The organism is Mucilaginibacter terrigena (genome assembly GCF_004168255.1).
In the GTDB taxonomy this organism is placed as follows: domain Bacteria; phylum Bacteroidota; class Bacteroidia; order Sphingobacteriales; family Sphingobacteriaceae; genus Mucilaginibacter; species Mucilaginibacter terrigena.
Genome location: NZ_SEWG01000008.1, coordinates 97,878 through 112,775, shown reverse-complemented (window position 1 = coordinate 112,775; position 14,898 = coordinate 97,878). Strand labels below are relative to the sequence as shown.

The 14,898-nt window shown below is 42.9% G+C and carries 13 protein-coding genes; 1 reads left to right on the top strand and 12 read right to left on the bottom strand.

From position 1 onward, the window contains the following. Nucleotides 1-38 precede the first annotated feature (38 nt). The 11 genes from EWM62_RS17440 to EWM62_RS17390 form a co-directional block, all read right to left on the bottom strand. Entirely contained in the window at nt 39-1,655 is a 1,617-nt protein-coding gene (locus EWM62_RS17440; protein WP_129877964.1) for a gliding motility protein RemB, read from the bottom strand. 107 nt (nt 1,656-1,762) lie between these two features. Continuing rightward, a complete protein-coding gene (gene gmd, locus EWM62_RS17435) occupies nt 1,763-2,899 on the bottom strand; it encodes a GDP-mannose 4,6-dehydratase (RefSeq protein WP_129877963.1) in 1,137 nt (378 codons plus the stop codon). Between the two features lie 277 nt (nt 2,900-3,176). Then, nucleotides 3,177-3,740 carry a DUF3109 family protein gene (locus EWM62_RS17430; RefSeq protein WP_129877962.1) on the bottom strand — a complete coding sequence of 188 codons (564 nt, stop codon included), beginning with the start codon at nt 3,738-3,740 and terminating at the stop codon, nt 3,177-3,179. Between the two features lie 5 nt (nt 3,741-3,745). Continuing rightward, a complete protein-coding gene (locus EWM62_RS17425; RefSeq protein WP_129877961.1) occupies nt 3,746-4,522 on the bottom strand; it encodes a DUF3108 domain-containing protein in 777 nt (258 codons plus the stop codon). Between the two features lie 34 nt (nt 4,523-4,556). Beyond that, nucleotides 4,557-5,072 (bottom strand): DUF2480 family protein, encoded by a 516-nt coding sequence (locus EWM62_RS17420; protein ID WP_129877960.1) that lies wholly within the window; start codon nt 5,070-5,072, stop codon nt 4,557-4,559. A 179-nt stretch (nt 5,073-5,251) separates the two neighbouring features. Then, nucleotides 5,252-7,348 carry a peptidylprolyl isomerase gene (locus tag EWM62_RS17415; protein ID WP_262708482.1) on the bottom strand — a complete coding sequence of 699 codons (2,097 nt, stop codon included), beginning with the start codon at nt 7,346-7,348 and terminating at the stop codon, nt 5,252-5,254. A 107-nt stretch (nt 7,349-7,455) separates the two neighbouring features. After that, nucleotides 7,456-8,031 (bottom strand): LPS export ABC transporter periplasmic protein LptC, encoded by a 576-nt coding sequence (lptC, locus tag EWM62_RS17410; protein WP_129877958.1) that lies wholly within the window; start codon nt 8,029-8,031, stop codon nt 7,456-7,458. 9 nt (nt 8,032-8,040) lie between these two features. Next, on the bottom strand, nt 8,041-9,345 hold the full coding sequence (locus EWM62_RS17405) for a hypothetical protein (protein WP_129877957.1): 1,305 nt from the start codon (nt 9,343-9,345) through the stop codon (nt 8,041-8,043). Continuing rightward, nucleotides 9,338-10,081 (bottom strand): type III pantothenate kinase, encoded by a 744-nt coding sequence (locus EWM62_RS17400; RefSeq protein ID WP_129877956.1) that lies wholly within the window; start codon nt 10,079-10,081, stop codon nt 9,338-9,340. Before EWM62_RS17400 ends, EWM62_RS17405 begins: the two co-directional genes overlap by 8 nt. Next, on the bottom strand, nt 10,082-10,774 hold the full coding sequence (purQ, locus tag EWM62_RS17395) for a phosphoribosylformylglycinamidine synthase subunit PurQ (protein ID WP_129877955.1): 693 nt from the start codon (nt 10,772-10,774) through the stop codon (nt 10,082-10,084). A gap of 45 nt (nt 10,775-10,819) precedes the next feature. Beyond that, nucleotides 10,820-11,806: a DUF6427 family protein gene (locus EWM62_RS17390; protein ID WP_129877954.1), complete on the bottom strand. Its 987-nt coding sequence runs from the start codon at nt 11,804-11,806 to the stop codon at nt 10,820-10,822. Nucleotides 11,807-12,144: 338 nt separating this feature from the next. Between EWM62_RS17390 and EWM62_RS17385 the strand changes: the two genes are divergently transcribed. Further along, the gene (locus EWM62_RS17385; protein ID WP_129877953.1) at nt 12,145-13,695 is read left to right on the top strand and encodes a hypothetical protein; all 1,551 of its coding nucleotides are present in this window, start codon (nt 12,145-12,147) and stop codon (nt 13,693-13,695) included. Nucleotides 13,696-13,831: 136 nt separating this feature from the next. Here EWM62_RS17385 and EWM62_RS17380 read toward each other — a convergent pair whose 3' ends face one another. Then, nucleotides 13,832-14,818: a glycosyltransferase family protein gene (locus EWM62_RS17380; RefSeq protein ID WP_129877952.1), complete on the bottom strand. Its 987-nt coding sequence runs from the start codon at nt 14,816-14,818 to the stop codon at nt 13,832-13,834. Nucleotides 14,819-14,898: the final 80 nt, after the last annotated feature.

The window sequence follows — 14,898 nt, the reverse complement described above, 5'->3', positions numbered from 1 at the left end:
GATATTATCTTGCTCCCTTTTTGTTAGTGTGAATTTTTTCAATGCGTTTTGTAACTGGCCAGGTCGGTATAGATCTGGCGGAACGAGCTGCGCACGCCAAAGGTTACCATTGCGGTTTTGCTGTTAAAGTCGCTGTTTTTTTCGGTTCGGTAAATGCCGCCAAGTTCCAGCCTAAGGTTGTATTTAGGGTTTAGTATATAACCAACTTTGCCTTGCAGGTAAACCATATTTGTTTTTAAGCCCTGGCCAATAACGTTACCGTATTTGGCTAATGGCGTGGTGTAATTCTGAAAAATATCCTTGCCGTAGTTTATACCATTCATATCCAAACCATAGCGGCCGTAATCAACCTCGCCCATCAGGTCAAACCGTTTGTACGAATAGTTTAGCAGCGCAACCACCTCGCGGAAGTTGGCCCCCCAGGGATGCGCCAGCGGCTCGCTGTTGGCCGAGTAGTTTAATATACTGGCCCTTTCCGAATAGGTGTATGGCCTTACCGTGTTGGTTTCTAACAGGTAATTAAGGTTGGTAACCCCAAACAAATTGGCACCTTTTATACCTACCTGGTACCCAAATTTATTGTTTGAATAACCGGGGTTCGAGAAAAATTCTTTAGCTGTAAATTCATCGAGCGAAAACTGGCCGTAAGCGGTTAGCCCATCGGTTAGTTTGTATTTAGTTGTAAAGCCTATCAGCGCGTTATCAGGCGAGCCGTTAGCGGCTTCTACCGGCCTTAAAAATATTACCGGGTTTATGTAGCTGAAATCAAAACCGTGGGTGTGCCCCTGGTCGTCTACGTTGCTCCATATGATGGAATCAAAAAAGCCAAACGACAGGCGGTTGTTTACGTTCCAGTCGAGGTAATGGAATATACCCCATTTGTTACGGTCCATATTCCGGTCGCTGGTGCCGGCAGGGTCATTAAAGTAGGCCCACATGGCCATATATTTTACATTGCCAAGGTTGGCTGTTAATTTAAAAAATGGGTATGGGGATGCGTAATCAGACAGCAGCATCGAACGGTAGCCATCGCCTATGAAGGTTTTATCGCGCCCCGCGCTAATGTTTAAATATTTAACAGGTGTGTACGATGCTGTAGCTGTAATATACTCCCACGAGTAATCGTTGGCGTTGCTGTTAAATGTTTTGGCATATGCCTGCCCCGGCACAATGCCCACCTGCCTGATGTAGGTAGATAGGTAATCGGGCACCCGGGCCTGGTTTAAATAACCCGATACATTATAGTAAAACTTTTTGCCAACTGTACCGCCAAATTGCAGGCCAAGCGAACTTAAATAAGTATTACGTTTGTTTGAAAGATCGCGGCCAACGTTAAAATCCGGCAGCAGATCGGCGTAAAAGGTAGAGTTTGCGCCTTTTACATCAACTAAATGCCCGTTAAACAGCTTGCGGTATAATATGCTGGTGTTTGCACCATCGCTGCCATAATTCATGATCGAATCGTAGCGGTGCATCAGCAGCGAGTCATCTACAAAAAATGGTTTTATTGCGGTATGCAGGCGGGTTTTGGTTGAATATGCATCGGCATTAAACTTCTGGTAAAAATCGTACGAGTACGGCTGATATACCGATTGCGAACGGGCAACACCCGCGGTGATCAGTAAAAGCGTTATGCTGATAAATATTCTCTTCATAATAATGCTAATTGTAAACTAATTTAGCCCCCTCTAAATCTCCCCCGGCAGGGGAGACTTTTTTAAAGCCCTCCCTGCCGGGAGGGGTGGGACTTTATTGTATTAAGCTATTCAAAATAGTTTAATGTTTTAAAGCCCCCTTTTTTCATATGCTCGTCCTTCTTTGCCAGGTGCAGGTCAGAGTGTACCATATCGGTAACCAGGGCTTGCAAGTCATAACCGGGTTCCCAGCCTAATTGTTTTTTAGCTTTCGACGGATCACCTATCAAAAGGTCCACCTCGGTAGGCCTGAAATACTTTGGATCAACCTTTACAATGGTTTGCCCAAACTTTAAGGCATCGGCGTTTAAGCCTAACTCTTCAATTTTTTGCTGGTCGATATCGATGATAACACCTCTCTCGTTCTCATCCTTGCCGCTAAACTCTATATCGATACCCAACTCGCCGAAAGCCATTTTAATAAACTCGCGCACAGTAGTGGTAACACCTGTTGCTATTACATAGTCTTCCGGCTTGTCCTGCTGCAACATCAGCCACATGGCAACAATGTAGTCCTTTGCATGGCCCCAGTCGCGCTGTGCCGATAAATTGCCTATATACAGGCAATCCTGCAGGCCTAAGCCAATTTTGGCAACCGCGCGGGTAATTTTGCGGGTAACAAACGTTTCGCCGCGTATAGGGCTCTCGTGGTTGAACAGTATGCCGTTGCAGGCATACATTTGATATGCTTCGCGATAGTTTACAATGATCCAGTAGCCATAAAGTTTGGCCACGGCATATGGCGACCGCGGGTAAAAAGGCGTTGTTTCGCTTTGCGGAACGTGCTGCACCAAACCGTAAAGCTCTGAAGTGGACGCCTGGTATAAACGTGTTTTATGGGTAAGGCCTAATAACCTGATGGCCTCTAATATGCGCAATACACCAAGGCCATCGGCGTTGGCGGTATACTCGGGCGAATCGAAACTTACCTTAACGTGGCTTTGCGCGCCAAGGTTATAGATCTCGTCGGGCTGTATCTCCTGGATAAGCCGGGTTAAGTTCATGGCATCGGTAAGGTCGCCGTAGTGCAGCTGTAATTTAACACCGCTTTCGTGCGGGTCGTGGTAAAGGTGGTCTATGCGGTCGGTATTGAATGATGACGACCTGCGTTTGATACCATGCACCTCGTATCCTTTTTTTAGCAAAAACTCAGCTAAATATGCACCGTCCTGCCCGGTTATACCCGTTATTAAAGCCTTTTTCATTAACAAATATTATAAACTGCAATATTATTTAAATTAATTGTAAAAGCTTGTATATGATGATGGACAAATGCTATAAGGCTAATAGCGGAACCTATATTCTTAGTTATTGCTGTCGCGAGTTTAGCGTAGCGTAACTCGTGATATTGCCTGATGTAAGCATTCTGCTTACATCAGCTGAAAGCTAACTTTGTGCTACACCACGGGCTGAAAGCCCGCGGCAGCTTCTTAATTCGGTATTGGATATTTGGAATTCGTTGTTCGGTATGGTGAAAAAAGATTAGATCCCCGCTACCGTATCTTCCAGCTCGCGGTACCAGTCTTCGCCGTATTTGCGAATAAGAGGGCCTTTTAAAAACTCGTGCACTTTTACCTGCAGTTCATCGCCAAAAGAGCAGGCAGGGCTGCAAATGCTCCAGCGGTCGTAATTTAAAACGTCAAATTCGGGGTAGGCGGTGATACGGATAGGGTACAGGTGGCACGAGATCGGTTTTTGCCAGTCAACAGCACCCTCCTCATATGCTTTTTCGATAGCGCATTTGGTAATACCGTTTTCCCATATTACATACGCACATTCTTTATTCACCTCAACACAGGGGGTGGTGTAATCGCCTTCAAAATCTACTACATAGGTGCCAACCTCTTCAATGGTGGCAATGCCCTTGGCGGTCATGTAGGGTTTTACTTTTGGATAGATATCGTCAAGGATCTGTAGTTCATCATGATTGAGCGGCGCGCCCGAGTCGCCCTCCAGGCAGCATGCGCCTTTGCACTTGTTTAAATTACAAACAAAATTATTTTTGATAACATCCTCGTGCAGTAACACGCTTCCTACTTCGATCATTTGTTTTATTTTTTTACCGGGTTTAGCGGGTATTTAAGTCCGCTGGCCTGCGTAAGGTCCATTACCAGGCTGCCAACAACAAGTTCTACATGCGCCTTAACGGGGATGCGGTTCTTATCATCAGTTATCCACAAATATAGCTTACTATTTTTTCTGAAGATGCGCCCGGGGATAATAGTTGGGTTAAACTTTAAACAGTTAAAAGTGCCCAACCCGCACTTCACCTGTTCGCGCCCGATGAAAGTAATAGTCATGGTATGGATACCGTCTTCCAAAAAATAGCGCATGTTTAGTTTATCGCCGGTCTTTAATTTAGAAACATCAATATTGCGGGCAAAGTAATAAGCCGATAAAAAATCAAATACATTGCCTTTAAAAGGAAATTTTCCTTTATCGGCGGTTATTACACCGTTATCATGGTCAAAGGTAACCTTATCGCTATGCTTGTAGCTGCCTTCCTGCCGTTGTTCCGAATAGTAGTACGGCATCAGCGTGTGCGGATCAATAAACGTTTCGTACTTATTACGCACCTTAAAAAGCAGGTTAAACGTGCCGGCAGTTTTGGCATCTGCAAAAATATGCAGCGCGGGGTGGTTGTTAAACTTTACGGGGCTGTTCTCTACTTTAATAACGGCCTCGGCCGCGGTAAATATCCCGTATTTTAATTTGTATGTTATCTGTTCGCCCGCCTGGAAGGCAACCTCGTTTGTTTTGGTAACTTCCTGGCTAAACGCGGCCGAAAAGCAGGCAAGCATTATCAGGATTAAATAGTATTTCTTCATTTGATTGATATAGACGCAATTACCGCGGCACGGTTTAATCCTTGCGTTTATAAATAGGTACGGTAGAGCAGGGCTCGCCAAACATCAGGCTTTTTGCAACAGGTGTTAGCCTTTGTGTTAGCTCTACATAAGCCGATACAGGTACGGGGACATCGCCACAGCCTTTGATAACAACGCGCTGGTCGCGGTATTGCTCAACATCAAGCGCGGCAACTTCTTTTACAAACAGCACGGTTTCTAATACATCGGCATCACCAAAAACAACCTGCCGGGCGTAAGGTGCCAAACGGTTTGCCAGCAGCATATATGCCCAGGCAGGTACAATGGCATCGGCAGTGCAGGTAACCGCTACATTTTTACCCTGGTATTGGGCCCAGTCGTGCGTTTTTACAAACTCGCGGAAATCTTTCTCGCGCAGCATCAGGCCATGGAACAGGTTATCTTTAATATCATAAACCACGCGCTCGCCGGGTGCATAAAACTGGGCAGGGTCTAAAGTGACCAGGCCGCTTTGCGCAACTTTATTGATGATGTTTTCCTGTATTTCCATGATGCGTTAAATAAAAAAATCCGGCAATTAGCCGCCTCTAAATCTCCCCCGATAGGGGAGACTTTTTTACGACTTCCTTTTGGGAAGTTAAAGTGAGCGGAAATAACCCCCGCTTAAATAAAAAAATCCGGCACTAACTATAACGTTGGTGCCGGATGCAAAATTACTTTAAATTTTTGTTACAAGAACTTAGCCCTGTTATCTTTTACATTCGCCTTATCTTTCAGGGCATCAAGCACCTGGCCTTGCGAGCGTTGTGCAAGCGCCTGGCCTATCTGTTGTTTCTCCCTAACGTTGTTTGTAAGCTGCGCAGGGTTAGTAAAGCTATCTAATGTAAATACGTAAACACCTTGCTGGCCCGCTACAGGTTTTGACAGTTTATTTGGCTGCGAACCAAATACGGTACCTATAACCTTATACTCGGCTGTTGCACCTGGTATTACCGGGTTAGCAAATACAATGTTTTGTAACGGAACAACCGTGCTGCCTGCTTTTTGAGCAACCTGGTCAATACCCGAAGCGCCGTTTAAGGCAGCCTGTAATTTATCGGTAAGCTGTTTACCCTTAACCTGGATGCGAACCATCGGCTCAATTTGTTTTTTTACAACATCTAACGGTAAAACACCTTTAGGTTTTATAGCCGATACACGTGCAACCACGTACTGGTCGCCAACAGAGAACACCTGGTCAGAGAAAGTGCCTTTTTCTGATTTAAACGCCCATTTTACAACTTCGCGGGCGTTATCTAAGCCTAATGCGCTTGCAGCGGTAGCATTAACATCTTCAGCATTTTTAATGGTTAAGCCCGCTTTTTTAGCTTGCGCGTCAAAGTTTTCAGGCGTTAATGAGCTTAAAAAAGCTTGTGCTTTGGCGTAAACCGCGGCGGTTGTTTTGGTGCTTGGCAATAATGGTTTATCAACCACCGCTACTTTAACCACTTTTGATGAGCCTTTCTGATCTAAGATCTGAACGATATGAACGCCAAATTGGGTAGTTACAACTTTTATGTCGCCAACTTTAGCGTCAAAAGTTGCGGCTTCAAATACAGGGTCCATTGTGTTACGGCCATAAGTGCCAAGGTCGCCGCCTTTTTCGTTAGCTACTTTATCAACAGAAAAGTTTTTAGCAAGCTCGGCAAACGGCCTGCCGGCTGCAATAAGTTTTTTAAGCGAATCGGCTTTGGCAACTGCCCTGTCAACACCACCTTCGGTAGTAGGGTTTAACAAAATGTGCCTTGCTTTTACAGAGTCGGGGCCAATCTTCGCATCAACAAGCTTAGCTACTTTAAAGCTGCCGTTTGATAAATAAGGGCCGTAAATAAAACCTTTATCAGCGCTAAACATTACAGAATCTAACCTTGGCTCCAGCTGGCCTTTTTTCATGTATGCAAGCTGTGCTTTTGTTTCAGAGTTGATCTGTACAAAAAGCGAATCGTTGTTGGTAGCTTTAAAGTCGGTTACCAATTTATCAACCTGTGCTTTTACAGCAGCGGTATCAGCAGTAGACGGGGCCGCGTTAAAGCTTACGTATTCAAAGCTGCGCAGTTCCTGCGGGTTTTTAAATTCCGATTTGTGCTCGTTATAATAGGTGCTGTAATCAGCATCAGTTAATTTAACGTTAGCATCAGGTATTGATGCATAATTAAGTACTGTATATTTAAAATTCGCTAATTTATTTTTAGCAATATAATCGTCCTGCGCATCAAGCGAGTTTACATACAGGCCGTTGGTTACCAATGCCATGTATTTTTGCTGTTTTTTTGCTTCTTCTAACTGAATAACAAAATCGGCCCAGGCTTTTAACTGCGTAGGGTCAACCTTAGGCGATTGCAGGTAATTTAAAAACTGATCGCGTTTGGTTTTATCGTACTGGCCATCGGCGCCAACAAACTGGCGCTGTATCTGCGGATCGGGGTTGTTCCCGCTTATCATCGCCTGCCTTTCGTCGGGCCCAACAATAAGGCCTAATTTATTTATCTCTTTATTTAACAATAGTTCTGTTAAAAACTGGTTCCAGGTGGTTTCCTGGATGTAGTTTGTAATTTGAGGTGTAAGGCTTTGACCAGACTGTTGTTTAAACTGCTGCGTGCTTTGCTCTAACCTTTCGCTAAATTTAACATAAGGGATATTTTCGCCATTTACCTGGCCAATGTTGTTAACATCGCCCCTGAAAAAAGCACCACCTGATTGTACCACCTCGCCTACAATAAACGCAAAAAGCGCCAATCCAATAACCCCTGCGAGAATCTTTCCCATTCGCTCCCGCAAAAAACTCATTATACCCATACAACTATATATATTTTATATTTCTCAAAAAGAGGCGCAAGATACAATTTTTACTAAAATTCTATAACACAAAAATTTGCGTAAAATTCAGGGGCTTGTTATTGCTGCATGCTGCCATCGACATGAATGATGGCGGTAGAATTTTGAAACTTGGGATTTTGTAGTTTATCATCGGTTACAAAACTGGTACCTCTCATTTCATCGCCATTAGGTTTTGTCATTACCACTTTTTTGTTTGAATAAGCCTGTTTTTTATTCTTATCCCATAGCAACTCTTCCGACCGGTAAACAGTGCCGTCGTTTCTTGTTGCCACTACATTCTTTTTAAATATTATCAGGTCTTTCTGGCTGTAATAATAACCGGTATCGGCAATTATATTGGCATCTTCTTTTATTTGGGGATTGTAAAAAACAACCTTAACACCTTTAGGCATTAGTTGGTAGGGGTTTTCTTTGGTATCGTATTGTATAAGCAGCGGGGCAGTAAGCTGGGCCTTTACCAAAGCCGAATCGCTTAGGATTATATTAGCCCCGGTAGTTATCTGTATAGGTTTGGTAGCATCAGCGGCAGCTATTGCTTTTACCTTGTTTATATCGTTTTCGCAGGCGCTCAAAAACAGGCCTGTAAAAACAACCGGTAAATAAATGCACAGTTTTTTTAACCTGTTTTGCATTATGCCGTGTTAATCAAACTTGTATTTCTGGAACCACTTATCGTTAATGCTAAATGATAAGTGTACGTTAATATAATTTTCTTTAACCAGGCTGTTTACCAGTGTGCCGCGTTTGCCAATTTCGGCACCAATGTTTATTTTATAAAAACTGGAGTTATTAGACCTTAAAGGTAAACCCAAGCCAAACGTAGCAGCATAGCGCTTAATATCGGTATTGTTTACGTTTAGATAGGTTTGATCGTAAATAAAACCTAAACGATAATCAACCGCGGCAAAATAACTTGATAAAGAATTGATGTTGGGGGTAAACTGGCCGCCTAAATTAAATGTTTTGCTATCGCGAAGCCCTTTATTAACCCCGGCTACAGTAAGTTTCGACCAATTGCTCATGGTGTAATCGGCGCCAATTAAAAATTTACCATCACTTTGGAAAGATACCCCGAAACGATTTACCATTGGCAGCTGTATTTTGGCTGATGGCTGTTGATTGTTGATGATACTATCGGTAGCAACACCTTCATCGCCGTTAGCATCCCTGTAATAGCTGCTTACAATATAGCTGTTAACTGTATTAAGTTTTGTATTTGCAGATGCCGAGTAACCAAATGTAAGATGCCTTTTTTCGGAAAGATCTATAGCGTACTGGATGCCGTAATCGTAATTTAAACCGCTTATGCTATTGCCTTCTTCAATGCGCGAGTTTAAAAAACCGGGCAATGCAGGCACCTCTGTTGATTGTGTTTCTTTAAGGCTGCCAAATATGTAAGATATATTGGCACCAATTGATAAATGCTTACCTATGCCAAAGCCATAGCCTAAATAAAATTTAGACAAGCCACCATCGCCGCTGTAGATATAATTAGCAATGGTATCGGGTGCAAGCTGGCTTATCTGCCTGTAATTATAGCCTACTTCGCTGTATGGCATTAAGCCAAAGCTAATAGCCGAGCGTTTTGAAAGCGGTATGCCAAATGCAATATGGCTAAGCCTGAAGTTGGAGTTGGTTTGAGATTTTTGCCCCGTTTTTTCGAGGGTGTTAAATTTGCCGTATAAGCCTATATCCATTACGGTTAAGCCAATTGCAGCGTACGAAGCAGGGTTAACCGGGTTTATGGTAGAAAAGTTATTGATACGGTTGGTTGCTACCCCAATACCGCCCATTGCAACATTTTGAGGAAGCAGCATGGGGCTGATCTCGCCAATGCCATATCGCGAATAAGGCGAACTGGTGGTAGAAGTTGATTGTGCCTTTACGCCAATTGCCGTTGCAGTAAATAAGAACAGTATTATTACGAACCTTATATATTTAATCATTATGCTTTTGTATAGCTGCGTTTAATCCTTTAAGAACCAGGTAAGGCTCAATTTTAATATAGGGGGCAAAGATGCTATTTTTCAATAGAGTATCAAAAAAAATACTATCGCCCCCGCTTAGTATAATGTTGTACCCTTTTGCTGTATTTGTATAATTATTAATAAAACCTTCCAGCTCGTATTTTATCCCGTTTTGCACACCCGATAGTATCGCGGATGCAGTATCGTCACCATACGCCGCTGTAAAATTTTTATCGGCTTCAATTAACGGAAGCGCCGCGGTGTAGTGGTTAACGGCTTTATAACGCATATTTAACCCCGGTGATATACTGCCACCAAAATAATTTGCGCCGGCATCAATAAAGTCATAAGTGATGCAGGTGCCCCCGCTTATAACCAAATTGTTTACACCCGGGTATAAATAATTGGCCCCTATTACCGCTGCCAGCCTGTCGGCGCCAAGTGTTTGGGGTGTTTTGTAATGATTATTTATGCCTGCAGTTATGCCGCTGTTAAAATATACCACCGCAAACTTGTTTTCCAGCAGGGCTTGCCAGGGTTGTTTTTCTGTTTTTACAGATGATATGATTACCCGGTCAATTTTATGATCATTTAAAAAGCCATCGATATCTGCCCGGGTTGGCTGCTGGTATTGCTCCACTTTAATCAGGCCATCGTTATTAAAAACGGCTACCTTGGTAAAAGTGTTGCCAATATCAATAACCAGGTTTAGCATTTAAGCTTTAGCCAGTGACAATATCGATTCGAAAATAGCAAGGCCATCCTCGTTACCTACCAGGCTTTCAGACGCACGCTCGGGGTGGGGCATAAAGCCAAACACGTTGCGGGTAATGTTAGTTACGCCGGCAATATTTTCTATAGAGCCGTTAGGGTTGCTTTCGGTGGTGATATTACCGGCCTCGTCGCAATAGCGAAACAGCACCTGGTCGTTATCATTTATAGCCTTCAGCACATCTGCATCGGCAAAATAATTACCCTCGCCATGGGCCAAAGGTATTTTTAATGCGCGTTGCGGGTCGATAAGCTGCGTAACCAGCGAGTTAGCGGTTTGCGTCTTCATGTGGATGTTGCGGCAAATAAACTTGCGGTTTTTATTGTGCAGCAACGCGCCCGGTAAAAGGCCTGCCTCTGTCAATATCTGGAAACCGTTGCAAATGCCTAACACTTTGCCGCCTTTTGCCGCAAACTGTATAACCTCCTGCATAATAGGCGAGAAACGGGCAATTGCGCCCGAGCGCAGGTAATCGCCGAAAGAGAAGCCGCCCGGCAACACAATAAACTCAGCGCCCTGCAAATCATGGTCTTTATGCCATAACCGCACTACCTGCTGGCCCATTACATTTTCAAGAACGTGGATGATATCCTCATCACAATTGGAGCCTGGGAAAATTACTACACCAAATTTCATGGTACAAAACTAATATAACCTATGAAATTTGAACGAATGTAAAAGTTAAAAAGTGTTAAACTGAAAATATATGATGCTGATAAGCAGCAATAAGTACAAGCTTTCGTACAGCCACCTGATGTTGGCGTTGATGAAATAGTACGAGAAAAACACGGCTGCAGGCACAGCACACAACAAAAAGTGGTTGAGGTTAAATTCGGATTTTACGTAGAACGACAGGCCGCCAATTAAAAATATAAAAAAAAGCAGCTGGAATGATTTGCGGACCTGCACATAGCTTTTATAGTAGTTTTGCTGCAGTTTAAAAAAATACAGCACTATAATAAGCACTACAGGCACCAGCACCAGGTAGTTATAATAATTAATGTTTATACTGTTTGGGAACCTGGTGCCCAGCGGCGCCCATATATGATAAAAATTACCCAGCTTATTATTAAGGTAATAAAACACGGCGAAGAAAAAGAAGACAGTAAAATAGCCTAATATACCCGATACCCACTCGCGCCAGTTAAATGGTTTAAAAATGATCAGCGCTATCCAGATAGCTAAAAACAGGTAAACGTAGGGCAGGTATATGATAGAGCCAATGGCAACGATCATCCCCAGGTCGAACGCGGTTGATTTTGCATCGTCACCTTTATAAAAACTAAATAGCTTAAACAGCATCCATATCACCAAAAAATTGCAGATGAGCGGCGCGCTGAGCATCATAAAAGGGCTAAACAACGACGTTAAGGTTACATACATTAACGATGGCAAAAACGTAGGCTTGCCCAATAAATTAAAATGGTTTACCAGGTAGTTAAGCAGCAACGCCTGCGCCAGAATAAGTACCCCGGCTAAAAAAACGTTTGCCATAGGCGAAAACGCGTACTCGTAAGATACAGGCACTAGCAGGCGGGCAAATGGCTCAACAAATGTAAATTCGAGTTTATCAGGTACCTGCGCCACATAGCCAATGCGCAGTATAAACATTAAAATGGCCAGCCATAAAACGTTAAGCGGGTTAAATACCTTAAAAATACTGATCATACGGGGTTGGCTATTGCCCGCAAAATTAGCACAAAAAAGCGGTTAGGGCATAATTGATTATTGCAAGTGTGCAGGCCTTTAACCTTAGGTGTAATTTTGGCAGACGCGTAAAGTGCCTTATTAATCATACTATTAAATATCTATTTATAATATAAAATAAATAACTAATTTGTAGGGCGTTACAGGAATAAGTTTAAAAATAACCAATAGTGGGTATATAATTGGCGTTACCTATGGGTTAAATTAGCATGGTTACAGATGGCAGCTTCTGCCCGCCGGATAGCAAAAATTATCGCGTTAGCCAATACCTGACCACATTATAACCGAAACACGATTACATGAAAAAGATATTATTTATTGCCGCTTTGCTAAGTATTGCGTTTAATAATCAACTGAGGGCCCAGGTTAAAGCGCCCGTTAAAAAGAAGGTAGCAATAGCACCCGCTTCAAGATCAATAGATTTTTTTAATATGAATGGCGACGATGCCGTACAAGTTTTAAACGATGAGTTTAAAAAACTTAAAATTGTTTTGACCGGGTTAGATGAGAGGCCTATATATGATTTTAACTTCGGCAGTAATGATAAGATAGATGAAATAGGAACTGAACACAGGCTGTATTTTAGTAAAGGATTAAGCGCGCGCGTAACGGAGTTTTCGGCTGATAAAAGGATCTCTAAACTTTTATTTTTTATAAGCGATGAAAAACAGTATACCGAAATAAAAAAGTTGCTGGGATTTGCCGCCTGGAAAATATTAAACGAAGGCAATAATGATACTACTTACAGAAATGGGAATATTTTTGCCAATATAGTTTCGGCAGAGGGGGTTGAAGATAAAAAACCTGTAATGTATTATTCTATAACAGCGGAAGTTGCTAAACAAGGCGATACCTATTCGCCCGAATCTTCGCAAGCTTTTGATGTAAGCAATTTAGCCCTGAACCATAAAAGCGATGATGTTATTAATCAGGCAATAAATTTTGTTAAAAAGCTGGGGTATACATTTTTTTATAAGTCGATGGAATCGCACTTTGTGGATAGGAAAACCGGTAAAAGGTACGGCTCGGAAAGCACGGCTTATTTTAGCAAGTCTCTTTCCATTCAATTCTCGGTGAATAAGTTATGGTCAGTAAACGAAATTGTTTTTAGGTCTACCGACCTGATCGCGTTTAGTAAATTAAAAAAAGCGTTTAATTTATCGGCCTGGACATATAACGGCACACTTGGCAACGGTAGCATAAATTCGTACACTAATAAAAATATAGATTGTGAGGTGGATGGCAGCGCCCCCAAAATTATATTTACAATACACCCGGAATTGAACGATATTGATACCAGGCTTAAGCTTGCTCCGACGCCCACGCTGGCCGATTTGATCAAACTTCATAATTCCGGCACCGAAAAAGAGGTCGCAAAAAATATTACTAAAACTTATTTAAACAAAATAAGCTACAATGAAAGTTTGAAAAGGTACACTTTTGATACAACTGCCAGCGATTTCTATTTTTACTTTCTGTCACCAACAAATACCTTGGTACAAGTTTATCTAAAGATCCCTTTAACAACAGACTTTACTGCCCCCTTTTTTGTTAACAGTAGCGATAAAGCGTATTTAAAATCGTTGGCTGATGAATTCGATGCCTCTGAGTATACGCAATACTATTCTAAAGTATTGTTAGAGAATCAGTTTAGAATACACGATAATAATGTTGAAGCCACACGAAAAAGAGTTGAAGCAGAAAGAATGGAACAAGCCAGGCTTAGCGAATTGGAAATAGAAAGGCAAAACGCCGAAAAGGAAAGGCTAAAGGCAGAAAAGGCTGCAAGGCTAAACGAGTCGTTAAATAAAATTAACGACGCGCTCCGACAGATGATTAAAAAGCCATAGGCTGCTAAAGTTAGGCAGAGTATATAAACCTCCACCTCGCAGCCTACTGTTAAAAGGGATTCGTTAGCTATCGGATTGCACGGGCCAACGCTTATATGATTTTATCTTGTCTCTTGATTCTTATCTCTGGTATCTTTTATTGCCTGGCGTATGTCTTCACCATGTTATCTACGATCTGCGCGGTTTCATCGGGGAAATCAACCGGAATGCGGCGGTCGTCTGCCAGCCAGTTGTTAATGCGCCCAACAAAATCGTGATTAATGGTGTGCACCACCTCGACCCCCAGCTTAGATGCCGATAGGGCGTTGCATTGCTGCTCGTACTGCCCGCGCATGGGTATCATTAATACCTTTTTACCCAGGAACAATGCTTCGGCCGGGCCTTCGAAACCACCGCCGGTAAGCAGGCCGGCGCAACTGGCCAGGCTGTTGTTAAAGGCCTCGTTGTTTATTGGGAACACGTTAACGGTGCCCTCGCGGTAGGCTGTTTTGGTACGTTTGCTAAAGATATGCCATTCGGCATTAGTCTCCTTTAAGTGCTTTATAAGGGTTTTGTCGTTGTAGGCAGGCAGGTAAACCGTGTAATGGCCCAGGTTGCTGGTTACCATATTGCGGATATCGCTGCGGATAACCGGGGTATGGATAAAATCATCGTACCGCTCAAAGTGGAAGCCTATATGGTGCGTGGTGGGCGAATAATATTTAAACAGCCATTCGGCGTAGTTCCATTTAGATGGGCGGGGAGTGTTTTTTGATACGAAAGAGCATTGGTGACTCAATGAAACCGACGGTACCTTTTGCAGGCGGCATGCCCAGGCGCTAACAGGCTCAAAATCGTTAATGATCAGGTCGTACTGGTTTAGGGGGATGTTGTGCATATCCTTCCAAAGCTGGCGCAGGTTCATGATCTTGAAAGTGGCCCAGTTATCAACCCCGCCGTTTTTGCCAAACACAAAGCTAAAACCATGGAAACGATACTTTAATGGCTGACTGAGGCTTACCTCGGCTTCGGTGCCGCTCACCAGCAGGTCCACCTCGCCATATTGCTGCAACAGGGGCACAATTTCGCGGGCACGACTAATATGGCCATTCCCTGTACCCTGTATACCGAACAATATTTTCATAGATAGATAATTGCGGGCAATTTAGTAAAGAAATATGTATACAAGATCATTAAATGATGAATAGCAGGTAAACTTATGTT